This is a genomic window from Candidatus Methanosphaera massiliense, assembly GCF_028890305.1.
GTDB lineage: Archaea > Methanobacteriota > Methanobacteria > Methanobacteriales > Methanobacteriaceae > Methanosphaera > Methanosphaera massiliense.
Genome location: NZ_JARBXM010000001.1, coordinates 259,128 through 285,187 on the forward strand (window position 1 = coordinate 259,128; position 26,060 = coordinate 285,187).

The 26,060-nt window shown below is 28.6% G+C and carries 25 protein-coding genes; 13 read left to right on the top strand and 12 right to left on the bottom strand.

Annotated features, from left to right (window positions below):
- Positions 1–104 precede the first annotated feature (104 nt).
- From OTK55_RS01300 to hypE, 4 genes are all read right to left on the bottom strand, one after another.
- Positions 105–941, bottom strand: a complete 837-nt coding sequence (locus OTK55_RS01300; protein WP_274870117.1) for a CBS domain-containing protein — start codon at positions 939–941, stop codon at positions 105–107.
- 179 nt (positions 942–1,120) lie between these two features.
- Positions 1,121–2,398 (bottom strand): serine--tRNA ligase, encoded by a 1,278-nt coding sequence (serS, locus tag OTK55_RS01305; protein WP_274870118.1) that lies wholly within the window; start codon positions 2,396–2,398, stop codon positions 1,121–1,123.
- Positions 2,399–2,448: 50 nt separating this feature from the next.
- Positions 2,449–2,865 carry an RDD family protein gene (locus OTK55_RS01310; protein WP_274870119.1) on the bottom strand — a complete coding sequence of 139 codons (417 nt, stop codon included), beginning with the start codon at positions 2,863–2,865 and terminating at the stop codon, positions 2,449–2,451.
- A gap of 8 nt (positions 2,866–2,873) precedes the next feature.
- A complete protein-coding gene (hypE, locus tag OTK55_RS01315; RefSeq protein ID WP_274870120.1) occupies positions 2,874–3,902 on the bottom strand; it encodes a hydrogenase expression/formation protein HypE in 1,029 nt (342 codons plus the stop codon).
- 493 nt (positions 3,903–4,395) lie between these two features.
- Between hypE and OTK55_RS01320 the strand changes: the two genes are divergently transcribed.
- Both OTK55_RS01320 and OTK55_RS01325 read left to right on the top strand, forming a co-directional pair.
- Positions 4,396–4,776 carry a 30S ribosomal protein S8e gene (locus tag OTK55_RS01320; RefSeq protein ID WP_274870121.1) on the top strand — a complete coding sequence of 127 codons (381 nt, stop codon included), beginning with the start codon at positions 4,396–4,398 and terminating at the stop codon, positions 4,774–4,776.
- A complete protein-coding gene (locus OTK55_RS01325) occupies positions 4,773–5,423 on the top strand; it encodes a DNA polymerase domain-containing protein (RefSeq protein ID WP_274870123.1) in 651 nt (216 codons plus the stop codon). The genes OTK55_RS01320 and OTK55_RS01325 overlap by 4 nt, the downstream gene beginning before the upstream one ends.
- A gap of 67 nt (positions 5,424–5,490) precedes the next feature.
- On the opposite strand, the gene OTK55_RS01330 is transcribed toward OTK55_RS01325, so the two are convergent.
- The 4 genes from OTK55_RS01330 to hypD form a co-directional block, all read right to left on the bottom strand.
- Positions 5,491–7,152 carry an ABC1 kinase family protein gene (locus tag OTK55_RS01330; protein ID WP_274870125.1) on the bottom strand — a complete coding sequence of 554 codons (1,662 nt, stop codon included), beginning with the start codon at positions 7,150–7,152 and terminating at the stop codon, positions 5,491–5,493.
- Positions 7,153–7,249: 97 nt separating this feature from the next.
- A complete protein-coding gene (locus OTK55_RS01335) occupies positions 7,250–8,293 on the bottom strand; it encodes a zinc ribbon domain-containing protein (protein ID WP_274870126.1) in 1,044 nt (347 codons plus the stop codon).
- Positions 8,294–8,576: 283 nt separating this feature from the next.
- Positions 8,577–9,887 (bottom strand): TldD/PmbA family protein, encoded by a 1,311-nt coding sequence (locus OTK55_RS01340; protein ID WP_274870127.1) that lies wholly within the window; start codon positions 9,885–9,887, stop codon positions 8,577–8,579.
- Positions 9,888–9,901: 14 nt separating this feature from the next.
- A complete protein-coding gene (hypD, locus tag OTK55_RS01345; protein ID WP_274870128.1) occupies positions 9,902–10,951 on the bottom strand; it encodes a hydrogenase formation protein HypD in 1,050 nt (349 codons plus the stop codon).
- A 228-nt stretch (positions 10,952–11,179) separates the two neighbouring features.
- Here hypD and OTK55_RS01350 point away from each other — a divergent pair, with 228 nt between their 5' ends.
- From OTK55_RS01350 to OTK55_RS01360, 3 genes are all read left to right on the top strand, one after another.
- Positions 11,180–12,406, top strand: coding sequence for a Mur ligase family protein (locus OTK55_RS01350; protein WP_274870129.1), 1,227 nt, complete (start codon positions 11,180–11,182; stop codon positions 12,404–12,406).
- 236 nt (positions 12,407–12,642) lie between these two features.
- Positions 12,643–13,869 carry a hypothetical protein gene (locus OTK55_RS01355; RefSeq protein ID WP_274870130.1) on the top strand — a complete coding sequence of 409 codons (1,227 nt, stop codon included), beginning with the start codon at positions 12,643–12,645 and terminating at the stop codon, positions 13,867–13,869.
- Between the two features lie 111 nt (positions 13,870–13,980).
- Positions 13,981–14,643, top strand: coding sequence for a nucleotidyltransferase family protein (locus tag OTK55_RS01360; protein ID WP_274870132.1), 663 nt, complete (start codon positions 13,981–13,983; stop codon positions 14,641–14,643).
- A 21-nt stretch (positions 14,644–14,664) separates the two neighbouring features.
- On the opposite strand, the gene OTK55_RS01365 is transcribed toward OTK55_RS01360, so the two are convergent.
- From OTK55_RS01365 to OTK55_RS01380, 4 genes are all read right to left on the bottom strand, one after another.
- Positions 14,665–15,282 (bottom strand): DUF169 domain-containing protein, encoded by a 618-nt coding sequence (locus OTK55_RS01365; RefSeq protein WP_274870134.1) that lies wholly within the window; start codon positions 15,280–15,282, stop codon positions 14,665–14,667.
- Between the two features lie 197 nt (positions 15,283–15,479).
- Entirely contained in the window at positions 15,480–16,211 is a 732-nt protein-coding gene (locus OTK55_RS01370; RefSeq protein ID WP_274870136.1) for a phosphoglycerol geranylgeranyltransferase, read from the bottom strand.
- Positions 16,212–16,412: 201 nt separating this feature from the next.
- A complete protein-coding gene (locus tag OTK55_RS01375) occupies positions 16,413–16,559 on the bottom strand; it encodes a 50S ribosomal protein L40e (protein WP_274870138.1) in 147 nt (48 codons plus the stop codon).
- A 2-nt stretch (positions 16,560–16,561) separates the two neighbouring features.
- Positions 16,562–17,077, bottom strand: a complete 516-nt coding sequence (locus tag OTK55_RS01380) for a DUF367 family protein (protein ID WP_274870140.1) — start codon at positions 17,075–17,077, stop codon at positions 16,562–16,564.
- A gap of 362 nt (positions 17,078–17,439) precedes the next feature.
- Here OTK55_RS01380 and OTK55_RS01385 point away from each other — a divergent pair, with 362 nt between their 5' ends.
- From OTK55_RS01385 to glmM, 8 genes are all read left to right on the top strand, one after another.
- The gene (locus OTK55_RS01385; protein ID WP_274870141.1) at positions 17,440–18,108 is read left to right on the top strand and encodes a DUF116 domain-containing protein; all 669 of its coding nucleotides are present in this window, start codon (positions 17,440–17,442) and stop codon (positions 18,106–18,108) included.
- Positions 18,109–18,267: 159 nt separating this feature from the next.
- A complete protein-coding gene (locus tag OTK55_RS01390; RefSeq protein WP_274870142.1) occupies positions 18,268–18,615 on the top strand; it encodes a NifB/NifX family molybdenum-iron cluster-binding protein in 348 nt (115 codons plus the stop codon).
- Between the two features lie 413 nt (positions 18,616–19,028).
- Positions 19,029–19,895, top strand: coding sequence for a hypothetical protein (locus OTK55_RS01395; RefSeq protein ID WP_274870143.1), 867 nt, complete (start codon positions 19,029–19,031; stop codon positions 19,893–19,895).
- Between the two features lie 500 nt (positions 19,896–20,395).
- Complete coding sequence (locus OTK55_RS01400) at positions 20,396–21,445, top strand: acyltransferase (protein ID WP_274870144.1); 1,050 nt, start codon at positions 20,396–20,398, stop codon at positions 21,443–21,445.
- A 446-nt stretch (positions 21,446–21,891) separates the two neighbouring features.
- The gene (locus tag OTK55_RS01405) at positions 21,892–22,464 is read left to right on the top strand and encodes a 30S ribosomal protein S3ae (protein ID WP_274870145.1); all 573 of its coding nucleotides are present in this window, start codon (positions 21,892–21,894) and stop codon (positions 22,462–22,464) included.
- A gap of 119 nt (positions 22,465–22,583) precedes the next feature.
- Positions 22,584–23,258 (top strand): TIGR00297 family protein, encoded by a 675-nt coding sequence (locus tag OTK55_RS01410; RefSeq protein WP_274870146.1) that lies wholly within the window; start codon positions 22,584–22,586, stop codon positions 23,256–23,258.
- A gap of 5 nt (positions 23,259–23,263) precedes the next feature.
- A complete protein-coding gene (locus OTK55_RS01415; RefSeq protein ID WP_274870148.1) occupies positions 23,264–24,493 on the top strand; it encodes a 2,3-bisphosphoglycerate-independent phosphoglycerate mutase in 1,230 nt (409 codons plus the stop codon).
- Between the two features lie 154 nt (positions 24,494–24,647).
- Complete coding sequence (glmM, locus tag OTK55_RS01420) at positions 24,648–26,006, top strand: phosphoglucosamine mutase (RefSeq protein ID WP_274870149.1); 1,359 nt, start codon at positions 24,648–24,650, stop codon at positions 26,004–26,006.
- Positions 26,007–26,060: the final 54 nt, after the last annotated feature.

Genomic DNA, 26,060 nt, shown 5'->3' on the forward strand with positions numbered 1-26,060 from the left:
TTTACCAAAAGTATATTCTCCCCATCTCATTTTTTTTAAAAAACAAGAAAACAATTTAATAAAAAGATAAAAACTTAATAAAAAAAAGAAAAGATTTAATGATTCTATTCAATCATAGCATGCATTAAATCACTAGCCCTTATAAGACCTATTGGCTCATCAGCCATATTTAAAACTGGTACTTGTTCTATATTATTCTGTCTTAAAATATTAGCACATTCTTTAACAGATGTTTTACGTGTAACTGAAATTAATTTATCATTAATAACATCTTTAACCAATTTATCAGAGAATTGTAATTTATTTTTAAGTATATACATTACACTCTGACTATTCCATGTCCACTTATCTCCCTCAGTACTTACAGAACTATTATGAACAGTTTGTTCTTCTACAACTTCACTTTCATTAATAAAGTCTGTTTCTGTTAAAATTCCTGAAGCTTTACTTTCATCAGTTAATGCAATTACAGATTTAAAATTAAAGAAACTTGTGATAGAGTAAGCTACAGGTAAGGGTGTTTTCTCCCATACTGTTGGTACATTACGTACCATGTATTTTTCTATAGGTTCCGTGTTATTAATTTTCCATAATGCTTTATTAGTAATATCTGCGGAAGTAACTATTCCTATGATTTTATTATCCTCAGTGATAGGTACTCTACGAATATTATTATTAATCATTTTACGAACTACTGAAGTTACATCCTCTGATGGTGCTGCTGTTATTGGATTTCTTGACATGACCATTGCAACTTGATCTTCATCCGGATTTTTAATAAGGTCAGATCTTGTTATTACCCCTGCTAATTCACCAGTCTGTTTTTTAACTATTGGTACTCCTGATAATTTTTGTTCTCTTAAAATTTCATATATGCTACTAATAGTTCCAGGTATTGTTCCGAACTGAACATCCTCTGTCATTATTTCACTTATTTTCATGATAATCACCTTTTTTTCTGTAGTTAATATTGAATAGATAATTACAGTACGTATATTATTGTAAATATTAAATATTTTATTAGTTTATATTATATGATTACATTTTAAAATAGTTATTTGATATAAAAGAAGTAGAATTTATTTAGAATAATAAAAAATATTTAAAAGGAGAGGAATATTTAATTTCTTGATTTTATTACTGTTTGACCATTCATGTATGGTACTAATACATCAGGTACTTTTATACTACCATCTTCTTGTTGATAATTTTCTAATATACAACAAATTGTTCTTTCAGTAGCAATAGCTGTACTATTTAATGTATGTAATATCTGTGCATCACCAGCACCAGCTTTACCTACTCTTGTGTTAATTTTTCTTGCCTGATAATCCTTACAATTTGTACATGATACTAGTTCACGATAGGTAGCAGAACCTGGGAACCATGCTTCTAAGTCATATTTTATTGCTGCATTATCATTTAATGCAGAGGATACTATTGCAACTATTTGGTATGGTAATCCAAGCTTTTGGTATATACCTTCGGTTACTTCTAATAGTTTTTGATGTTCTTTTTCGGATTCTTCAGGTGTTGAGTAGATAAATTGTTCAACTTTTTCAAATTGATGAACTCTGAAAATACCTAATGTATCTTTTCCATGTGAACCTGCTTCTTTTCTAAAACATGTAGATAAAGCACAGTATTTTAATGGTAAATCCTCAGATGGAATTATCTCATTTCTATGTAGTGCTGCTAATGTTTGTTCTGCTGTAGCAATTAAATACAAATCCTCATTTTCTACTTTGTACAATGTTTCTTCAAATTCACCTAATTCTGATGTTTCCTCAGCTACCTCACTTTTTATGAAAAATGGTGTTTGTAGAGGTGTGTATCCCTTATTTGTTAATTCGTTTAAAGCAAATTGTATTAATGCTAAATTGAGGAAGAGTATATCTTGTTTTAGATAATAAAATCTGGAACCAGAAACTTCACCAGCTATTTTAGTATCTGCACCATCAATTGCTTCAATTAAGTCTACATGATTTAATGGCTTGAAATCAAATGATGGAAGTTCTCCAACTTTTCTTATAATTTCATTGTCATCTTCAGTATCAGAGATAGGAACTTTGTCATCAATAATGTTTCCTACTTTATATCTGTATTCATCACGTGTTTTCTCATATTCTTCAATCTTTGGTTCTAATTCTTTAATATCTGCAGCTACTTGTTTAGATTTACTTATAACTTCCTGAATATTTCCTTCTTTTTTTGCTTGTTTAAATGATTTAGATAACTTGTTTTTTTCAGATCTTAAATCATTTAACCTTTTTAATCCATCTCTCCATAGGTTATCATATTCTATAACTTTTTCTACGTTAACTGTATCTCTAAATCGCTTCTTCTCAGATTCAATAATTTTATCTGGTTCTTCTCTGAATAGTTTTATATCTAACAAGATTTGCTCTCCTTCATAATTAAATAATAGTTTTTTTTTTAGTTTACTTCTTATTCTACTACTTCTAATTCTTTATCAGAATAGACGTCTGTACCTGCTATCTTATCAAATAACCTTGATGGGTAATTTAATATTTTTCCAATTAGGATATCAAAGATAATTGGCACCCAAAATAATTTAGTTAAATTTCTTACAAATGCTTTTTTATAACTCATATATCCTTCACTATCTGAAACATATAAATGAGCTATCTTCTTACCTATAGTCTTATTTGTTTTAGCTTCAAATATTGTGAAGTATATCATAGTTACTAATACTAAAACTATGTATGGATATGCTGCTAAAGCTATAGAAACATTTAGCAGAGATAATATTATGTATAATATATTATCTACTAGTGCTGTTAGTAATGTTACTACTATAGCATCAATAATAAAAGCCTCTGTTCTTAATATAAAATGTTCCATAATATCACTTAACATACTCTTGGTACTGGGTCAGCTATTGGTGGTTCTACTAGTCTTTCTCCTCCAATGACTGTCTCCATGATAACGTGTTTACCTTCTGTAACTTCTCCTATAATTTGTGCATCTTTACCATATTTTGTTTTTTGTATTGCTTGTAATACATCTTCGGCTGTGTCAGCTTTTACACCCATTACTATTTTACCTTCGTTTGCTACTTCAAATGGGTCAATACCTAACATTTCAGATACTGCATTTACTTCTGGTTTAATAGGTATTTTTTCTTCGTCTAATCTCATACCTACTGAAGCTTTATTAGCCATTTCATTTAAAGCATTAGCTATTCCACCACGTGTAGGGTCTTTCATAGCTGTTATTGTTCCAACTTTTTTAGCTGCTTCAACCATACTCCATACTGGTGCTACATCTGATTTAAGCTCTGTATCATATCCAAATCCTTCCCGTTTAGACATGATAGCCATTCCATGATCTCCAACACTACCAGTGATTATTACTTTATCTCCTACTTCTAGACCAGAATCAGTTACAACTTCATCTTTTCTACCAATTCCTATTCCTGCAGTAGTTATGATAATATTATCTAGTTTATCACTGTCAATTACTTTTGTATCTCCTGTAATTATTGCAGCTCCTACTTCTTCACATGTAGCATTCATGGATTTTATGATTTTCTCTAAATCTGATTGTTCGAATCCTTCACTTATAACCATAGCATTATTTAATGATACTGGTTTAACTCCCATTACTGAAACATCATTTAATGTACCTGCAGCTGATATTCTTCCTATATCTCCTCCTGGGAAAAATATTGGGTCTACTGTATGACTGTCTATTGTTGTTACAACTACATGCTCGTCATCAATTGGTATGGTCGCACTATCGTCTAATGCTTCTAGACCAATACCCCCGTTTACACTAGTTTTTGAAATATTACCTAAAATAATATCAGATATCATATCTTGCATTACTTCTCCACCAGCTCCATGAACCATGTTTATCTTATCGTCATTGTATGCCATTATTAACTCCTTCTCATTAGTATTAAAAAAAAATATTATTATTTATTATATAATTTGTTAATTTTTTTATTTTATTATATTATATATTTATCACTGCAATATTTAATAAAATTATAGCAGAAATGTTAAAAAAGAGAAGTTATTTTATTTTGAATAAAAAATGATATTATTTACTTGATAAATAAATATAAATATAATTGAAATAATATATTATAATATTATTGTAAAAATAGTATAGTATAATAATACTAGTATTATCTTAAAAAAATAATAGAACAGGAAACAATTCTATTTATAAAGACATGATTATTTATTAATCATGAAAATAAGGATAATAATAATTCATAAGTAATGAATTATCTATAAATACAAATTTTTTTACTATCATTAATACGTTTAAGTTAAATGATCATTATAGAGGATTGCTTAATTTATAAGATAATATACTTAATAAATAAAAGTATAAATCTAAATTAAATTTGAGGTGAAATATATGGCAATATGGCAAGGAAGCTCCCTAAGAAGACCATCAGGAGCAAGATCAAGAAGAAACAAAAACAAAAGAAATGCTGAATTCGGAAGAAGTGCAGCAAACACAAGAATTGGAGACGAAGTTAAAAAAGAAATAGTAGCAAGAGGAAACTGTACAAAAACAAGAGCTACTGTTGCAAACAGAATCAATGTTATTGATCCTAAAGATAACTCCAGTAAAAATGTTGAAATACTAACTGTACTTGAAAATAGTGCTAACAGCCACTTTGTAAGAAGAAACATCATCACAAAAGGTGCAATAGTTGAAACAGAACTTGGTAAAGTAAGAATCACATCAAGACCAGGTCAAAAAGGAATAGTTAACGGTGTATTAATCGAATGAGTATTCCAACAAAAATCGAAGAGCAGGTTACGGAGCTACTGAGCTCCATAAACCAAAACCTTCCATCAGACATGGAACTTGAATTGGAAGGCTATTATGACAGAGGCTTTTTCGTAACTAAAAAACGGTATGCTGTCATTAACGATGGCGTTATTACTGTTAAAGGCTTAGAATTAGTTCGTAGAGACTGGGCGCCGGTTGCTAAGAAAACACAAGAGAATGTATTAGAAGCTATACTCAAAGATGCTTCACCTAAAAAAGCAAAAAAGATAGTGAAAAATATCATTGATAAATTAAACAAAGGTGAAGTTGAAAACGAAGATCTTGTGATACATACTAAATTAACTAAAAAACCAGAAAATTATAAACAAATAGCTCCTCATGTAATAGCTGCAGAAAAACTACGTTTACATGGACAGAAAGTTACAAGTGGTTCAATAATTAGGTATATTATTACAAAAGGCAAAGGACCTATCAGTAAACGTGCTGAACCTGTAGAATACATTGAAGATAAAGAGTATGACCCTGAGTATTACATTCAAAATCAGGTTTTACCAGCAACATTACGTATTCTTGAAGCTATAGGTTATTCTGAAGAACAGATAATGAATAATGAAAAACAAACAAGTTTAGATAGCTTCTTTTAAATTATAAAATACTAACCTTTTTTTTATCAGAAATTTTCTATTTTTAATATTTGAATTACATCTAGTTTTAGTAATTTCCACGTCTAATAATCATTATTATTAATACTATTCCCAGCATTGCACTGAATACAAATCCTACAAATCCTAAAAATGGATAACCCATTATTAAGATACCTTTATTTGTTTGCATAATCAATGATGAACCAACAAGTAATGCTGCTGTTATTATTGCTAATACTAATTCATTCACCATCCTGGATAACATGGTCATTAATTTTTCTAATTCAGCGTATTCTAAGGATAATTTTAATTTTCCATCTTCTAATACATTTAATAGATTTAATAATGAATTAGGTATTTTTTTTGTTAAATTTTGTGTGTCGATGTAATATTCTAATGTTTTCCTAGACAAATTTTCCGGTTTAAGATTATCTATTAGCATCCTCTTTGCATATGGTTTTAATATTTCCGTTGTGTTAAAACCTGGATCTAATGATCTGCCTACATCATCAACCATTGTTATTGTTCTTATTACCATCATCATATCTCTTGGTAATACTAAGTTATATTTACGTAGGATATGACTTTGTGCCAAGTCTTTTAATACTCCAGTAATATCATTAAACTGTACACCATAATATTTATCTAATATTTGTATAATTTCATTTTCAATATCCTTTAGATATTTTCTATCCTTGATTATGTCCATGTAATATAATTGTTTGGTTAGTAATTTTGCATCTCCATCTGAGACTAGTATAAATAATTTAGCTAAATCATCTCGTAAATCCCTATCTAAATGACCCATCATGCCGAAATCTACAAATGCTACAGTATCCTTATTTAATACGAATATGTTTCCGGGATGAGGGTCTGCATGATAAAATCCATAAACTAGAATTTGTTTAATAAAAGAATCAGCACCCCTTAATGCTATTTTTTCATTATTATATGTGCCTTTTGGTGCTTCTAATACTTTATTGAGACTAACACCGTCAAGGTATTCCATTACCAATACTTTATCAGTACAGTATTCAAGATAGATTTTAGGTACATATACTTCATCATTCTTTAATAACTCTTTAAGATGCACTGCATTCATTGCTTCAAACTTATAATCTAATTCTTTTCTTATATCTTTCTCGAATACTTCAACCATTCCTGGAAGATTATATGATTTGGTAATTGCTAAATTACTGTTAAGAGTATTTGCTATTAGTTTCATTATTCTAATATCACTATTTACAGTGTTCTGAATATTAGGATGTTGAACTTTTATAGCAACTTGCTTATTATTCAAGTATGCTGTATGTACTTGACCAATACTTGCTGATGCTATTGGTTTTTCACTAAATTCATCAAAAATATCCTCTAATGGTTTTGAAAACTCAGATTCTATACTTTCTTTGACTTTTTCAAAATCATCTACGGGAGCTGATTCTTGTAAATTAGATAATTCATCAGCTAACTCAAAACCAATTAACTCTGGATATGTACTTAATGTTTGACCTAATTTTATGAATGTTGTTCCTAAATCTTGTAAAACTAGTCTAATACGAGTATTCATATCTATAGGTGTATCCTGAGGAGGAAAGAATTTCTCTACAGGCAGATATTTGATGTCTTTATCAGTTAAATGCTGAGCAATACCTTCAAATCCATATTTTGCAAGAACTTTTATAATTTCATTCATTCTTGAAAGATCTTGTTTACTATCCCAGAGTTTCATACTTTATCTTTATTAAGTTGAATATTTATAAAAATTTCTTAAATTAATATCATAATTAAAAATTTAAAAAAAAATAGAAGGAGATTAAGTACTGAAATTAAATTCCCATATATTGTATTAAAACCATTGCAATAACAGCTGCAATGATTAAAATTAAGATTACAATTAATATTGTAACTACCTTACTGGATAAACTGTTTACGTTATCATCTAAATCTAAATCAAAATCGTCTTCGTCAAAGTTTTTATTGAATTTTGATTCTATGGATTCTTTCTGTTCTTTTGGTTTTTCATCTTTTTTAGTTGATTTTTCTTTTATAGATTGTTTAATAGAACCAGCATCTTTTGTTTCTAGTTCTTTTTTATCAGGAAGTTTATCATCATCTGATTCTAATAATGCTTCTAAATCATCGTATTTATGTTCTTTAGGTTTTTCCTTAGATTCCTCTTTAGATTCTTTCTCAGGTTCTTTTTTAGGCTCTTCTTTAGGCTCCTCTTTAGGTTCCTCTTTAGGTTCTTCTTTAGGTTCCTCTTTAGGTTTTTCTTTAGGTTCCTCTTTAGGTTCCTCTTTAGGTTTTTCTTCCTCTTCAACGATAGGTGTTTCTATGATTTCATCTTCAAAGATATCAGATACTACATCTCCATCATCAAATACTATATCATCTAAAACTACTTCTTCATCAACGTCTGAAACTACTTCTTCTACATCATCATTGGTTTCTAGAAGTTTTTCAAGATCATCATCTGATTGTACTTGAGTTTCTTGTTTTGAATCAGATTCCTCAGATTTTGGAGTATCTTCTTCTTTTTCGGGTTCTATTACTGGTTCTTTAATTGGTGTTTCTTCTGTATTTGATTCAGCAACTTCTTCCACTGGTGCTACTTCTTCAAAGTCATCAAATTCATCAAGTATCAATGTATCATCAATTGGTGCTTCTTCCCAGATAACGTTATCATCATCAGATTCTTCAACATTTAAATCTAGAAGTTCATCAAATTCATCTTTAACTTTTTTTGGTGTTTCTTTAACTGTTTTTGTCTGTGTATTTTCTGCTTCGTCTTGTTTTTCTACAGGAGTTCCACATTTAAAACAAAAATTATCATTTTCACTAAGTTCTGTTCCACATTTTCTACAAAACATTTTTTATTTGCTCCCTTAATTTTGTCATTTAAAAATTATATGATTTTTTAGTGAAGGAATAAATCATTTTCAATTATAAAAGGTAAATTTCTCTATTATTATCCTATGAGATATAACTTTTTTTTATTAATAATAAGGTTTATGTTTTATATTATATAAAATCTAATATTCATTGATTTTAATATTTAAAATAGTTACTTAAAACAAAAATAGGAATAAATGAGATTGTATCAGTTTATTAAAAAAAAGAATAAAGGTTAGGTATATTTTTTCTGATTAATATCTATCCGATTATTCTTAAATTATCTGCTAATATTCTAGGAGTTATACATGAGCCTAGTTGACGTGTTTCACCTTCAACAGCAACAGCATTTTTCATTATGTCAAATATATTTCCTGAAATCATTGCCTTCTTAATAGGATTGTCTATTGAACCATCTTTTATTTCAAATGCATTTAGTGCTTCTACTGAAAAATCACCTGTAATTGGGTTTGTAGTGTGTGCTCCCATTACACTATCTACAATAACTCCTCTTTGTATGTCTTCTAATGGTGTTGATTCTTTAAAGTCTAGTTTAAGATTTGTAAATCCTACTGATGGAACAGAGCTGTATCCTGAACGTGCGGCATTTGCTGTGGTTGTAACATCATCTTCATCTTTTCTTGCATGATATGTATCATAGATAAAGTTTTCTAGTATTCCATCTTGAATTAGTATTGTTTTTTCTGTTGGTGTTCCTTCATCATCAAATAGTGAGGAGTGTAATGCTTCTGGAATTGTTCCATCATCAATTAATGTGAAATTTTCGGAAGCTACTTGTTCTCCTAAACTATTTGAGAATTTTGATCGTCCTCTTTGTTTATTTTCACTATTTAATGCTGAGAAGAATGTATTTAATAATGATACTGCTGCAGTATGATTTAATACTACTGGTGTATCCCTTGTTTCTGTTGGTTTTGCATTTCTTGAATCTAGTGCTAGTTGAGTTGCTTTATTTGCTACCATTTCTAAGTCAAGATTCTTATTATGACTTACATCATAATAGTATGCGCTAGATACTACATCATTATCTTCTACATTTACAGATATTGATGCACCACAGGATGTTGTTTCTTCAGATACATCTACGCCATTAGAATTTATTATCCTTACTTCACTTCTTCCTACACCATATCCCCCAGCTGTTGGATTACATCCTTTTTCTTGTGTTAATTCTATTAGAGTCTTGGAATAATCTATCGCTTCTTCTAAATCTATATTTTCTAATTTTTTATCATATAATCCTTCTACCTTAGGATAATTATTAGTGCATTCAATTATTCCTAAATTTTCATCCCTATTGTTTATTTTTATATTATTTATTGCTTGATTTATTGTTTCATCTATTCTGTTTAGGTTAGTTGTTGATGCAAATCCTTGTTTTTGGTCTTTAATTACTCTGATACCTAATCCAATTATATTTTCTTCTTTTGCATGATTTATTTTATCATTTAATATATCTACATCAGTAGATTCTTCTCGTTCCATGTATACTTCTACATGGTCTACTTTATCTGATAATTTTTTTAGTATACTCTCTGGTAATTGATCCATGTTATCAACTCTAATTAGTCATCCATTTTAGAATATCTGTATGCTATATTACAAGTTCCTTCTTTACTTACCATACATGCCCCTATAGGGTGTAATGGGTTGCATTCCCCACGGAATAATTTACAATCCTCTGGTCTTGCCATACCTCTGAGAATTGGTCCACAAATACATCCTTTTGGTACATTTTCTGAATCTGGAAGATCCATATCATATTTTACCCTTGCATTATGGTCATCAAATTCCTTTTTAAGGTCGTATACTGAGTTTGGTATTACTGGGAATCCTCTCCATTCTTTAGAAGTTAATCTAAATACTTGATCCATTGCTTCTTGTGCTTTTATATTTCCTTCTTCTCTTACAGCACGTTTATATTCATTTTGAATTCTTGGAGTACCTTCTTTTTTCTGTTTTAATATTAAATATATAGCATATAATATGTCAAGTGGATTAAATCCTGCTACTGCCTGTGGTATTCCATATTTTTCAGATAAGAATTCTAATGGTTTAGTACCTATTACTGTACATACGTGTCCTGGTTCTATTAGACCATCTAGTTTAACCTCGTCATGTACTAGGAAATCTAGTGTTGGTGGTATTAATCTGTGACATGATAATACTGAAAAGTTTTCTGGAGGATTACTTAGTAATTCATTTGCTGTTGTTGGTGCAGTTGTTTCAAATCCTGCTGCCATGAATACTACATCATTATCTATTTCTTTTGCTAATTCCACAGCATTACCAATACCATATACTATTCTTACATCTCCACCTTCTGATTTTACATCAGCTAAAGATTTTTCAGTACCCGGTACTCTTAGCATATCTCCAAATATGGTTACAGTGACTCCTTGTTCTGCTAATGCTACACATTCATCTATTTCCTGAGCAGGAACTACACATACTGGACATCCAGGTCCTGCTACGATTTGAACTTCAGGAGGTAACATTGAACGTATACCATTGTACATTATTGTATGTTCATGTGATCCACATACGTGCATAATCTTCATTGGTTGTTTTACTTCATCAATTTTTTTTATTATATCTCTTGTCAAATTTTTCATGTTATAACTCCTCATTCCCTTATTGTGAAAAAATTATTAAACTTAATCTAAAATTAATTTATTTTATTATTTACTAATGAATAATATTATAAAAATTAAAATATTTAAAATATTATATATTAAGAGGCATATTAAAGAATAAATAAATAAGTGTAATATAAGTTTATCTTAACATAGTACCAAATAGTATTAAATACATAATATACTAAAAAAATAAGAGGTGAAATAATGCTAGTAAGTGTTGTGGGATTAGGAGTTGAAGGACAAAAAGCAACAATATCACTATTAAAGAGAGGATATTCTGTTTATTCATCAGATATAAATAAAAATATTGATTTAAAACTCTTAAAAGAAACTCCATTAACTAATACAGATAAACTAGATTTAGAAATTGGTAGTCATAATCTTGATAAGATATATAAAGCAGATGCTGTTTCAGTAAGTCCTAGCCTATTTAATAAAGAAATATGTAAAAATGTGATTGACAGAGGCATATTCATCTCAGATATTTTAACAAAACATAAAGATATTAAAACAATAGCAGTTACTGGAACAAATGGAAAGACAACAACAAGCCACATGATATACCATATACTTAAAAATCAGGGCTATAAAGTAGTCATTGGTGGTAATGGTGGTGGCGGTTTTTCAGGATATAATGATTTACTATTAGAAGCTAATGAAAATGAATATGATTACATGGTTATAGAGGTATGTGATATGACATTAGCCTTCTGTAATTACGTGTTTGATATAGATATGGTTGTTGTAACGAATATTGGCTGTGACCATATGAATGTACATGGTACTATTGAACATTACACAGAGGAAGTAGGTGAATTTATAAAAAATAAACCTGCAATACTAAATTGGAATGATGAAAACCTTATGAAGATTAAAGGTGAAAGCAGTGACCCCCTCTTCTTTGATACATACAATCATCCATTAAATTTATTTGGTAAATTCAACCTACAAAATGCTGAAGCTGCGAGAGTTGCCTGTAATAAGTTAGGTATTGATAATAAAAAAATTATTGATGCTCTAGAATCATTTGAATCTGTGGAAGGCCGTACTATTAAAATTAAATATAAAAGTAATGAAATTGTATCTGGAAAAACAGATAATGTTGATGCTTTAAAAGCAGTTCTTGAAGAAGAACGCTTTGATATTCTAATCATTGGTACTCCTAGAAAGAATGAAAGTTGTAGATATCAGATACTTGATTATATTAAAGATTATTCACCAGATACATTAATTATATTCCCAGGACTTGAAGATACTACTTATGAATATGGACAGTACTTAAATAATCTAGGATATACTCATGATGTTCTAGTGATTAAAAAAATTAAAGATATTATTAAATACATAGAAAGTAAAAAAGAAACTAAAATATTCATTGGTGGAAACGGACAAGAGAAAATTACTGAAATTACTAACTTGTTAAAGAATTAAACACCTACTCTTCCTTCTTATTTTTATTCAAAATCATACCGTTCATATCAAAGAGTAATATTATGAATAGAACGGAAAATAATATTATTAATTGAAATAAAAGAAAAATAATATTAATAATAACCGATAAAATAGAAGTATATAATCTTATAGATATAAATAATATTATAAAACTATTTTCTTTAAAGAGATTACTTTAATTTATACTTAAAATTTAAGGGAGGTTAATCAATAACATGGTAAAATTATCTAATCCATATTTACTTATCGGAATACTATTACTTACTGTCATAGCATCAGGATTATTATGTAATATTGTAACTGCTGATGTGAATGATACAAGTAGTATTATGTTTGAAAATGGAACTACTGTTGTTTCAGGGGATCTTCTGATTAATAGGGAAACCATGAGAAAAGAACCTTTAACTGCATTTCCAAATAACATATTAAGACCACTGAAAAATAGAGACTTTACAACAGTGTATATATCTTTAATAACCGGATCAGCACCTAAGGATGTTATAAAAAACAATTCATATATTACAGCTGATGGCCATATTTCTAGTAAACTAGAAGGTCCAGGTACAGTAATCATGGATTCAAACGGTAAAATATCTGTTCAACCAGCTAAATCAATGGTATGGGGATATAAATTACCATATACTGTTGCTGTTAAAGATGGAGACTCCATTAGATTAGTAGAAAACAACACAACCGTAAAAACTGTGAAAGGTAGTGAAATTAATAAGGACAATGTTCCATCATACTTTGTAAATACAACAGCAATGAGATCATGGTTCAATAGTTCTAAAGATGGAGATAACATTACTGTAGATTACTATCTAGGTAACTTTAATGATAAACGTGCACCAGTTTACGGTAGAGAAAATATAATCAAAGATTTCGGTAATTCCACCTTTGCTTATATGAGAAATTATACCTCTGGAGCTCCAGTTCTTGTATATGAACACAATGCTTCTGAAGTAGAAGTAAGTAACGGTCACAGTACTGTAGAATATTTATCAGGATACCCTACAGAAATTAGAGCATCTAATGCAAAAGAATTTGCAGATGGTTGGAATAATACAATTGTCCCACCACATAGCTCAGCACACGGAAAAGAAAATGTTACATTTACTGCTATAGCTGAGTCTGAAGCAGCATCTGGAAGTGCAACTCACGGAGTATGTCCTCCAGGAAGATCACTCAGACAAGCAATAATGGCATTAGGAAACCCACTACCAGTAGGTATGTCTACAGGTGACGAAGCTATATTATATGAATACAGACCAACAATTGACGTATCTGTTTCAAACAATGGTGACTATCCTATTAAAATAGTAATGTGGACCGAAGGTTCAAGTGGAGATACTCAAATATACACTAAAATCTACGAACTCAGAGACAACGCTACCTATGTAAATAGCACTAATAGTACTAACAGTACAAATAGTTCTGAGTAAAAAAAAGAATAATACACCTAACCTCCCAATTTTTTTTACTTTTTCTAAATTATTCTAAAAAAATAAATTTATAATATCATCATGAAAAAATAACTTATTAGAGATGATAATATGGATGCCATAATAACCGCAGCTGGTAAAAATTCTAGAATGATTGATGATTTTAAACAAAGGAATAAAAAACCCATACACAAATTAAAATTAGAAATTAATAATAAACCTATTCTCATACATACAATTGAAAAAGTAGTTAATGCAGATATAAACAATGTCACTATTGCATTAGGACACCATAAAGATGAAATATATTCATTACTCAAAGAGTATGACTTACTTGATACTGTGAATATAAAAATTAATGAAGATGTTAATGTTGGATTATCTAAAACTATTGAAAATTGTATTAAAGATAATTTAGGTGAATATTATTTATTTACTGCTGCAGACCAGCCAACAATATCCACTGAAACTATTAACAACATGATAAACACTTTCAAAAATGCACCTAATCCTAAAAATACTATTAGTGTATTGGCTAGAAGAAAAATTGGTAAATTAGATAGTGCTGAGGGACTAGGTATGCCCTTCTGTTGTTACGGTAACTTATTATACAAATATTTAGCTAATGAAGATGGAAATCTTAATCCAATATTACGTAAAATGATTAAAAATAATGTCGAATTTTATGGTACTCCTTCCAGAAATGAGCTTGAATTAAAAAATATTAATCATTATGCTGAATATGAATATATTAAAGAAAAATTAGAAAAATAAAAAAAAAAATGGAATTAGTATTTAAATCTCATTCATTGCATTTACATAATCACTTATTGCCTTTGCATCATCTAGGGTTAATCCTATTACTAATTCATCAGGTTCTAATTTACCATCATTTCTTGAACCCATACATCCAAATGATATATTTGGTCTGTTATTATGGGATGGTATTATTACTGCTTCAGAACATAATGCTTGTGTTCCTGCAAAATCTGCATTTATACGATTACCTGTTGCTTTACGATATGTGGTTGTAAATTCATATGCTTGCATTACATTACAGTATAATACTATAGCATCGACATCGAAAGGTGCATCTTCTAATGGTGCATATCCTACTGCTTCTTTATCTGGCTCTGAATGTTCTACTTTTAATTTAACATCTTGTAAACCTAATACAGCAGCACCTACATTACAAGCCATTTCATCTAAAGTTGAGTAAAATGATCTTCCTTCTGTAGCTACTATGTTAATCATTCTACAATGTCTTACTTTATCATCAAATTTTGGTAAGATTTCTGCTGCTTCATCCTTTGATTGGAATAACTTTATTGCTACTGGATTTTTTTTTATACCTAATGAAAGTTTAAGATTCTGTGATAATTCTTTATAATCTTCTGGGGTTATTGAACTCATCTCTTTATCTCCTTATTACTTATGTAATTTATTATATTTTCTAAGTATATATTAAGTATTTACATAATTAAAGAAATATAACATAGTTAATTCAGATTAAGTACTATTCCAAGAATTAAATAAAAATAAGAAGGATAATTTGGATAAAAAAAAAGAAAAAGTAAATCTTAAAGATTCACTTAACAAAAAATACATAGTTAGTGTATAGCATCTGTTAACTCTTTGATTTTCTTATAAGCATCATCGGTTTCTTCAACAACAGTACCTGTGATAATAATATCTGCACCTGCATCCCTTACTTCACGTGCATCTTCTACTGTTCTTATTCCACCACCGACAATAACCATTAAATTAGTTGCCTTTTTCACTTTCATTATAAAATCAAGAGGTATATGTGAATCTGCACCAGACCCAGCTTCAAGGTAAATAACCCTCATCCCCAGAAATTCAGCTGCTAATGCATAAGCTACTGCTAAGTCTGATTTGTTACGTGGTACTGGTTTAGCATCACCTACCCATCCAACAGTTCCTCCAGGTTCTATTATAAGATATCCCATAGGTATTGTTTCAATACCCATTTTTTTAACTGCTGGTGCTGAGAGTGCTTGAGCTCCAGTGAGCCAGTAAGGATTTGTTGAATTTAATAAACTCATAAATAATAATGCATCAGCATATTTACTTACTCCACTAATATTTCCAGGGAATAAAATTATTGGCAAATCAATATTTTCTTTTAATGATTTTACTGTTAAGTTTAATTCTTCTTGATCAGTTATTGACCCACCAACTAATATAGCATCAGTATTTGCTTCTTTAGCTTGTTTTGCAATTTCTACTGCTTCTTCAGGAGTTTGTTCGTCCGGATCAATTAAAGTTATATGTAACTTATGGTCTTCTAAAGTTTCATTTAAATATTTTTCAACATTCATAACATTTACCTACACTAATCTTTTAATAATGATTGTTACTATTACTTATCATTTTTATAGGATTTATTAATTTAGTATAGTTTTTTTAAAATGAGTTATTATTAATTAGTTAAGTTTAGAAATTATTATTTCATAAAAAAAAGTAGTTAAGTCATTAAAAATTAAAAAAAATAAAAGTACCTTAAGTATAGTACTATATGTCTATCCTCTTGGTTCTTTTGCTTTGTATCTTAAACCTGTGTATCCACATTTTCTGCATGATTTTGCTGTAGCAGGGTTTCTAGCATTACATTTTAAACAGATTTTTATGTTAAACATTCTGTTTTCTGCTTCTTCAAATTTTGCCATTATTATTCTCCTCCTAGAAATTCATTTTGTACTTTGACAATTTCAGTACCATTTTTTGCCTCACTATAGGCTTCTAATAAATTCTCATTAAGTGTGATGAAATGAGGTCCCCATTTAAATGAATTCATTAAATCACGAGCTTCATCTTTATAACCTACAATGTATAAAGTAGCACTTAATGCTTCAGCAGTTGATAGTATACATGGTTTTCCATAGTTAACAGGATTTGCTGCTACTAAAAATGGAAGTAACCTATGATTCTTCTTAGATTTAAAATTAAATGATGATTTCTTTAATTTTTTCCAAGAGCAATCTAATGCTGATAATCCATACTTTGTAATTTTATCCCTATCTTCTCGAGATACTGCTTTATTAGCCTCCGCATCTAAAACTATTGCATTATATGGTATTTTACGCATGTTATGTGTGATTGATACCTTATTTTGCTTTTCTAATTTTATTGAAGTGCACCTTTTTGGATCGCACTCTCGTGAATGATAAATTACAATTCTTGTCATGTTAAACTTAAATAATTTTTTTAATTCAAATGAATAATTCTTATAATGAAATATTATTCCATCATAAAGTAATCAGAATAATAGATTATTATTAGAATAGTATATCTTATTTATTTATCTTACATAATAAAAACATTTCTATTTTTTAGTGAAATTTATTAAGTATATATTTAGAAAGATTTATTGAAAAATATATCTAGATAACATGAATTATATATAAATATAATTATAAACCTAATAACCAAAAATGATTTAAATATATTTAAATTAAAATAATACATTACTTTACTAAATTAAGTATAGATATGAAAAAATTATATAACACTAAGAATTACTTTAAATTTTAAAACAAGGGATAAAACATGGATTTGAATTTATTTACTCTGATTGGAGAAATAGTTGTTATTTGTATTCTTGTAGTTCTTGTATTAATGATTATTACAAGTGTTTTAGGACTTATTCTTTTAAAGAACAAGAAATTAGTATTTCCAAGAATACTCTTATTTACACTTAATATTACATATCCATCATTGAAGAGTATTCTTAAATTACTTCAATTTGATGATTTAGCAATTGATAGAATTAGTATTGATTTACGTAACCGATTAAATAAAGATAAGTTTAAAGAATTAAATAGTGAAGATGTAATTGTTGTCTTACCGCATTGCCTTCGATCTACAGATTGTCCTGCTAAACTTGGAACATCCGGACTTGAATGTTTAAAATGTGGTAAATGTCCTATAGGTATATTCAAGGAAATATGTGATAAGAAGAATATAGGAGTGTACATTGTACCCGGTTCTACATTCATGAAGAATATTATAAGAAAACGAGAATTCAAAGGAGTTATCGGTGTGGCATGTCCAGTAGATCTTAATAATGCCATGACCACATTAGAAAACTATGTAACACAGGGAGTTTATTTATTAAATGATGGTTGCATCAACACTCTAGTTGATGTTGATGAAGTTATTGATTTAATAAACGTGACGAAACCCGTTACTACATACACTAAAGAAGATTTCATGTAAACGTACTTATGAAATCATTTCTATTTTTTGGTCTATTAAGAATAAAAAAATATGTTAAAATTTATTCAATTATTATACACTCACAGGAATAATACTTTAATATTAATTAAATAGAAATTATAGATATTAATAATAGAATTAATCATAGGAATCACTAAAATGGAAAAAATTGCAATAGCTGTTAGAGAAAATGGTAAAAAAGTTGAACATTTCGGCAAATGTGAATATTTTATTATATACAAATATGATGAAAAAACCCATGATATAGAATATAATAACGTCATTTACTCCTCAAAAAGTCATGATACTGATAGTGAAGAATGGGAGAAATCAGCTGATTCTATTGATGGTGTTAACATAGTTATTTGTGAAAAAATTGGATTAAAAGCTAAAGCTGAAGTCGAAAGAAGGGGTATTAAAGTTATAGAAAGTGAAGGCTTTATAGAGGATATTTTAGATGATTTTATAAATAAAGAAATTAAAAAAGATAAAGTTATTTTACCATAACTTATAACCCAATATACCCTCCTAAAATACTCTTATTTTTTATAAATTTTAACTAATATTAATAAATCAATATATTATTAGTTATATCTAATTATTACACTGTATTCGTTGAAATTAAGATTTATTTCAAGTGTAAAGTTCTTTTTTATTATTGAAACTCTGAAAATTTAATTAAATACAGGATTAACGGATTTTTTCATTTAAAAAATTTTAATATAACCTACATATTTTCTATAGATTCATTAAAATTAAAAATGATAGACTGGAATTTAAACGAATTTTAATAAAAGATAAGCAAATATTAACTATGATAATAATAAAAATAAAGAACAAGATTAAAAAGAGATTTTAAATAAAATTTAATGGATTTTCCATAAATTATATTTTAATAGGAAAAGGGAGAGTTAATATTTATGGAGCTAAATGATAACTGGTATACGTTATATGAGGCATTGTATGGTACTAACTTTAACAGGTTAATGACAGTTGGTACACCTACAGAGGGATATGAAAATTATCCATTATCAACAATCGATGATATACGTGAACTCATTGAAGAGTATTACCCTAAAAATGAATTTTACATATCATTATATGATTTTAATTCTAAAGACCCTGTTATTTCATGGGATAGGTTAGATAATGCTAAATATGAAAAATATGCAAAAAAAGATTGTATTTTATTTAGATTTAAACAAAATACAGATATTATAAGAGAAGAAATTGTTGACTTAACCGAAATAGAACAATTCATGTTCATAAGACGTTCAATAAACTTAGGAAATAACAAATCAATGATTAAAGACATGAAAAATGTATCTGAAAGTATTGAAAAACTATTTAACATAAAACCATTAGCAATATTTAATGGTTACTCTGAAGGTTATTTATACATATTTACCGATGAATTAAAACTAAAAAATCCAACAATTACCTTTTATTACTTCTATAAATTCATAGAAAACTATGCAGATACTGTAACACTAAAATACTTAAATATAGATCCATTTTCACAAATTGTCACAATGCCTGGAAGTGAAAATAATTATTCTAGGTTATATGCAAAACCATTTGATATAACAGCTAGTTATCCAGCCATAATCAAAAATAGTGAAAATAATATCTTAGAATCAATTGATTTAGGTAAAAATCAGGATACTCATGCATTAGAATCATTATTAAAAACTGTTGATGATGAAATAAGTAAAAGAAAATCAGAGGGAAATACAAATGCATGGAATTATGATTTAGATAAATTATTTAATGAAAGACGTGAATAATTCTGAGTATATTCTAAACTTTCCCTTCATTGATTTTTTAAATACTAATTCTAATATTATAAAATAAACTTCTATTTAATTATTCTAATTTTGTTTAAACATACTACTTATTCTTGTTAATTAAATTTAACTATTTATTTTTAGTTACTAATTAAATTGATTTAAAATCCTACGAAAAAAATACATATTAAATAGAATTTAACAAAATAATTTTAACTTAAAATGAATATAAGACAAGAGTATCTATAATTAAATATTTTACAGTTATATAAAGTTAAAAATAGAGTTAAAAAGACGAATTTACATTAATTATTAAAATAAATTAAGAATAAGTATCTATTTTACAAAATAAGAATAAAAAACGAATTTAATTTATTTGATTTCAATAAACTCAATTACTATTTATTTAAATAATTATTTATAACACCAATTACAAAATAATATTAATTATACTTATTATACTAGTTATTTTAAGATTTAAATAAAATAAATTGGTGAAAATGAAAAGAATTTTGTATATTGATTATTTAAAAACTCTTGCTATTTTTGGTGTCATTGCAATACATCTAAGTTCGAAATATATAACACACTATACTCTAAATTCTAGTTTATGGTTTAGTGGACTGTTTGTTGAATCAATGTTCCGATTTAGTATAATTTTATTTGTCATGGCTTCAGGTATTCTACTTATAAAAAAAAATCAGACAATAGACGATATTCCACGACGTTTAAAAAGAATAGGTATACCATTTATAGGATGGTTTCTGATATACTTTATTATTAAAATGTCCATGAAGTATTCATTAACTTATATTATTTCAAATATTTTTAATCTATTAATTATATCAATTCTTGACCCTACTATACTAACTGTAGAATTTTGGTTCATCTATATGCTTATTGGATTATATCTTGCTTCACCAATAATATGCTCATGGATTAGAAATGCAGAAATACGTGAAATTGAGTATTTTTTAGTAATTTGGCTTATAACAATATTTATAAAAATGTTACCTTATAATGATAATATTATTATATATATGAATATGTTCTTTGGATACGTAGGATATTTTATTCTAGGATACTACTTAATTAATAAAGATTCAGAATTACTAAAAAGTCGTAAATTTGGTGCTGTATTATATATCATAGGCACTCTTATGACATTTATGGGAGTTATAGCTGCAAGTAATTTTATAGGAGAACTTGAATTAACATTCATGCCTCTTGGTGATCTTACTATTAATGCTTGTCTTCAAGCAGTGGGTATGTTCTTAATTATAAAAAATACTGATTTTAGTATTATATGGGGAAAATATAGTGATAAGATTAATAGAAAAATTACATTAATTAGTAATTTAACACTGGGAATCTATCTTACAAATGTATTACTTATTAATGCTTTAGATAAAATAGGAATTTATGACATTAGTATTAGTCCCTTTATCAATATTCCAATACTTACTGTAATTGTAGTATTTATGTTAATGATTATTCTTCTAATTATGTATAGAATACCCTATGTTAATAAATTAACAGGAATAGCATAAACCTCCCCCATTTCTATTTTATTAAAAAATTTATTATTCGGATTATTTTTTAAAATTATTTTCAGTAACTTTATATTATATAAAAAATATAATATTAAAATAAGATATAGACTAGGTCTATGGTGATTTATAATCTAACAAATAAGAGATTATTATAAAAGAATATGACCTTAATGGTTATGCGTATCTAAATTCTTTTATAAAAAACAACGATTTTTGTTTTATTTACCATATGAGACCTGACGGAATATTTCAAATTAATAGATTTAAAATTTTTATTTAACACGGCAATGGGTAATTAAATTTACTAAAATAATAACCACCACAAATAACAGGTTACAAATCATTATTTTAACATTTTTCAATCATATTATATGATAAAATGCTGTAAAATAATTAAAAAAACTAAGAAATAATTTACATAAAAATATAGGAGAAAAGATATAATGGCAAAAGCAAGAAGACGAGTACGTGATACATGGAAAGAAAAAATTTGGTATGAAATATTAGCACCACAAGAATTTGATGAAGCAAGTCTTGGAACAAGCCCTGCAAGAGAACCAGAAATGCTTGTAGGTCGTAAAATTGAAACATCTATGCGTGAAATTACAGGTGACTTCAGTAGACAATACGTAAAATTATTCTTTGAAGTAGACCACGTAAGTGGAGAAGTAGCTCACACAATATTTACAGGACACAAAGTAACAACAGATTACGTACGTAGTATGATTAGAAGAGGAACCAGTCGTATCGACTCAATAACTGATGCAACTACAAAAGACGGTAAAAAAATCAATGTACACATGTTAGCAATAACTGTAAAAAGAGCAAAAGCTTCACAACAAAAACTCATCAGAGAAACTATGAGAAACATGGTTTTAGAAAGTGCAGCTGAGAAAAATCTTGATGAACTTGTAAAAGAAATAATATCAGGTAAATTTGCTTCTAACATTTACCATGAAGCTAAAAAAATATACCCACTTAAAAAAGTAGAAACCATCAAAACAAGAGTATTCTAGATAAGTATTCTTTAATTTTAAATTATTTAAATAGGGAATTTATTACTAACCACCCATTCTTATTTTTTTTTAATAATTAAACAAAATATATTATATTAATAAAATACAAAAATTATACTATGATACAATTAATATTTTTAATAATTTGTGTAATTCTTGGAATCTTAGTATATTTAAGTGGAGCACTTGATTTACTAGGCTCATCTTTTGTTACAATTATTGGAATATTTATTGTAATAGCCAGAGGATTCAACTGGTTAACAATACTTTTGCTATTTCTTATTTTAGGTTCAGCTTTTACAAGCTTCAAAAAGGATTATAAAAAACGTATTGGCTTAGTACATGAACAACGAACTATTAAAAATGTTATTTCAAACGGTATTGTTCCTGTAGTAATGGCAATATTTGGTAATTATGCTGGATTTATTGGAGCAATTTCCACAGCTACTGCTGACACATTAGCTAGTGAAATTGGAGTATTAAGTGAACCTATACTAATAACAAGCCAAGAACATGTTCAACCTGGAACTGATGGTGGAATTTCTGTTCTTGGAACAGTAGCAGGATTAATTGGAGCTTTAATAATAGGAGTTTCAGCCTATTTACTAAATGTATCTCCAGACATTACCCACAGTATTTGCATAGCAGCAATATCCGGAATGATTGGATGCTTTGCAGATAGTCTTCTTGGTGCAACATTAGAACGTAACGGGCTTTTTAACAATGAACATGTTAACTTAACTGCAACAATAATTGGAGCACTGGTTGGTATCATTATAACAATTGGAGTATGAATAATATGAAAGGAATTATTTTTGTAATAGATGGAATGGGTGATCGCCCTGTAAAAGAATTAGGTGATAAAACACCACTAGAAAATGCAAGAACTCCAGCTATGGATAAAATGGTTGAAGAAGGTATAACTGGAATAATGGACACTATCCGTCCGGGAGTACGTCCTGGTAGTGACACAGCTCACTTAACTTTACTAGGATATGACCCTTATGAAGTATATACTGGTAGAGGACCATTTGAAGCAGCAGGTGTAGATTTAGACGTTCAACCTGGTGACATAGCATTCAGATGTAACTTTGCAACAGCAGATGAAGACCTTACAATTACTGACAGAAGAGCTGGTAGAATAAGTAGTGGTACTGATAAAATAGCTGATACAATCAATCAAATGAAAATTGATGACAATGTACAAATAATATTCAAAGAATCAGACGCTCATCGTGCTGTACTTGTATTAAGAGGAAAAGGATTATCCGATCAGATTACTGATGCAGATCCTAAACATGAAGGTAACAAACCTAAAACAGTAAAACCATTAGATGATAGTGAAGAAGCAAAATACACTGCAGATGTTGTAAATCAATTTGTTAATAAATCCTACGAAATGTTAAAAGAACATCCTGTAAACCTTGAAAGAATTAAAGAAGGAAAACATCCTGCAAACATAGTACTACCAAGAGGTGTAGGAGCTGTACCAAGCGTACCATCTTTCGAAGACAAATACAACCTCAAAGGAGCATGTGTAGCAGAAACTGGTCTTATTAAAGGTATAGGTAAAATTGTTGGAATGGATGTAATTAATATACCCGGAGCAACTGGTGGAATAAATACAGATATAGACAGCGTACATAAACACATAATAGACACAGTTAAAGATGATAAATATGACTTTGTTTTAATTAATGTTGACGGAGCTGATGAAGCAGGACACGATGGAGACATCATCGGTAAAAGAGACTTCATAGAAAAAGTAGATAACATCATGAAAGACCTTAAAGAAATTGATGATATTGTATTATTTGTTACTGCAGACCACTCCACACCAGTAAGTGTTATGGATCATACAGGAGACCCAGTACCAGTATTCATAAAAGCACCAGGATTACGTGTTGATGATATTAAAGAATACGGTGAAAGAGCTGCAGCTAAAGGAGGATTATGTCGTATCAGAGGATCAGATGTAATGTACATAATAAGAGATCTTATGAATGTAACAAAAAAATTCGGAGCATAAAAATAAGAACAACTCTTAAAAACATTACTTCTTTTCATCTTTTCTTTTTTAACATACCTAATTACAATAAAATAAATAACATTACTATTTTTCTAAAAAACTAACCAAAACACATATAATCAAAAAAAAAATTCTGAAAGGGAGATATTATATTATGAGTGATATACCACGATTATTTGGAACATCAGGAATTAGAGGAGAATATCAGAAAAAAATCACACTAGAACTAGCAATGGATGTTGCTAGAGCATTAGCTAAATATATTGGTGGAAAAGGCAAAACAGTTGTAATTGGTCATGATACTAGAACCACAGGTAAAATCATAGAACATGTTATGATTGCCGGATTACTACAATCAGGATGCAATGTATTAAAATTAGGAATGGTTCCTACACCAACAGTGGGCTATGCTACACTAAAAAAACAGGCAGATGCTGGAATTATGATAACAGCATCCCATAATCCATCACAATACAATGGAATAAAACTATGGAATGCAGATGGATTAGCATATAAACAAAATCAAGAAAGAGAAATAGAAAAATTAGTCTACGAAAAAGATTTTAACATAGTTGGATGGGATGAAATTGGAGAAGAATATGATATATCATCATTTAAAGATGAATATGTTGATGATATAATAAAAGTTTCAGAAATTGACCCTAATAAACCACTGAAAGTAGTTGTAGATTGTGCAAGTGGAGCTGGATCATATTTATCTCCAAAAGCATTAAGACAGGCAGGTATGAACGTAATTACATTAAATGCACAACCTGATGGATTTTTCCCTGGACGTAATCCTGAGCCTAATAGTGATAACTTACAAGAATTAATGAAAACTGTGAAAGTATTAGGTGCAGATGTTGGTTTAGCTCATGATGGTGATGCTGACAGAATGATTGCGGTAGATGAAAAAGGTAATCTATCTGATTTTGATAAGCTTCTAACAATCATTGCAAAAGAATTTGGAGGAACAATTGTCACAACTGTTGATGCATCAGCTTGTCTAGATACTGAAATAGAGAAAATGGGTGGAAAAGTTCTCAGAACACCTGTAGGAGACGTTCACGTTGCAGAATCTATTAATGAAAATAATGGAACCTTTGGTGGAGAACCATCAGGTACATGGTTACATCCAGACTTCTGTATGTGTCCCGACGGACTTCTATCTGGACTAAGAATCGTTAGAGCTATACAAAAAAATGGTAAATTATCAGAACAATTAGATGCTATAGAAAATTATCCAACAATACGTGAAAAAATAACCTGTGATAACAATAAAAAAGCTAGTGTAATGGAAAAAGTTGAATCAGATTTCAAAAATGAATTTGATGACATTCAAGAAATACTTACAATAGATGGCGTTCGTATCAAATTTGAAGATGGTAGCTGGGTTTTAATAAGACCATCAGGAACAGAACCATACATTCGTATAACCACTGAAGGAAAAACACAGGCACATCTTAAAGATATTGAGACAAAATCACAGAACTTCCTTAATAAGCTAATATAATACGGAAACATCAACCCCTCTTTTTATCCTTTTTTCTTTTTTTAAATAATTCAA

Bases quoted from the DNA above. Each gene is read 5' to 3' on its own strand.
- glmM (WP_274870149.1), top strand. From the start codon at position 24,648: ATGAGTGATATACCACGATTATTTGGAACATCAGGAATTAGAGGAGAA.
- OTK55_RS01400 (WP_274870144.1), top strand. From the start codon at position 20,396: ATGAAAAGAATTTTGTATATTGATTATTTAAAAACTCTTGCTATTTTT.
- OTK55_RS01340 (WP_274870127.1), bottom strand. From the start codon at position 9,887: ATGGATCAATTACCAGAGAGTATACTAAAAAAATTATCAGATAAAGTA.
- OTK55_RS01410 (WP_274870146.1), top strand. From the start codon at position 22,584: ATGATACAATTAATATTTTTAATAATTTGTGTAATTCTTGGAATCTTA.
- OTK55_RS01300 (WP_274870117.1), bottom strand. From the start codon at position 941: ATGAAAATAAGTGAAATAATGACAGAGGATGTTCAGTTCGGAACAATA.
- OTK55_RS01415 (WP_274870148.1), top strand. From the start codon at position 23,264: ATGAAAGGAATTATTTTTGTAATAGATGGAATGGGTGATCGCCCTGTA.
- OTK55_RS01325 (WP_274870123.1), top strand. From the start codon at position 4,773: ATGAGTATTCCAACAAAAATCGAAGAGCAGGTTACGGAGCTACTGAGC.
- OTK55_RS01320 (WP_274870121.1), top strand. From the start codon at position 4,396: ATGGCAATATGGCAAGGAAGCTCCCTAAGAAGACCATCAGGAGCAAGA.
- OTK55_RS01355 (WP_274870130.1), top strand. From the start codon at position 12,643: ATGGTAAAATTATCTAATCCATATTTACTTATCGGAATACTATTACTT.
- OTK55_RS01365 (WP_274870134.1), bottom strand. From the start codon at position 15,282: ATGAGTTCAATAACCCCAGAAGATTATAAAGAATTATCACAGAATCTT.
- OTK55_RS01350 (WP_274870129.1), top strand. From the start codon at position 11,180: ATGCTAGTAAGTGTTGTGGGATTAGGAGTTGAAGGACAAAAAGCAACA.
- OTK55_RS01335 (WP_274870126.1), bottom strand. From the start codon at position 8,293: ATGTTTTGTAGAAAATGTGGAACAGAACTTAGTGAAAATGATAATTTT.
- OTK55_RS01395 (WP_274870143.1), top strand. From the start codon at position 19,029: ATGGAGCTAAATGATAACTGGTATACGTTATATGAGGCATTGTATGGT.
- OTK55_RS01385 (WP_274870141.1), top strand. From the start codon at position 17,440: ATGGATTTGAATTTATTTACTCTGATTGGAGAAATAGTTGTTATTTGT.
- OTK55_RS01360 (WP_274870132.1), top strand. From the start codon at position 13,981: ATGGATGCCATAATAACCGCAGCTGGTAAAAATTCTAGAATGATTGAT.
- OTK55_RS01310 (WP_274870119.1), bottom strand. From the start codon at position 2,865: ATGGAACATTTTATATTAAGAACAGAGGCTTTTATTATTGATGCTATA.
- OTK55_RS01405 (WP_274870145.1), top strand. From the start codon at position 21,892: ATGGCAAAAGCAAGAAGACGAGTACGTGATACATGGAAAGAAAAAATT.
- OTK55_RS01330 (WP_274870125.1), bottom strand. From the start codon at position 7,152: ATGAAACTCTGGGATAGTAAACAAGATCTTTCAAGAATGAATGAAATT.
- hypE (WP_274870120.1), bottom strand. From the start codon at position 3,902: ATGGCATACAATGACGATAAGATAAACATGGTTCATGGAGCTGGTGGA.
- OTK55_RS01390 (WP_274870142.1), top strand. From the start codon at position 18,268: ATGGAAAAAATTGCAATAGCTGTTAGAGAAAATGGTAAAAAAGTTGAA.
- OTK55_RS01380 (WP_274870140.1), bottom strand. From the start codon at position 17,077: ATGACAAGAATTGTAATTTATCATTCACGAGAGTGCGATCCAAAAAGG.
- OTK55_RS01375 (WP_274870138.1), bottom strand. From the start codon at position 16,559: ATGGCAAAATTTGAAGAAGCAGAAAACAGAATGTTTAACATAAAAATC.
- OTK55_RS01370 (WP_274870136.1), bottom strand. From the start codon at position 16,211: ATGAATGTTGAAAAATATTTAAATGAAACTTTAGAAGACCATAAGTTA.
- hypD (WP_274870128.1), bottom strand. From the start codon at position 10,951: ATGAAAAATTTGACAAGAGATATAATAAAAAAAATTGATGAAGTAAAA.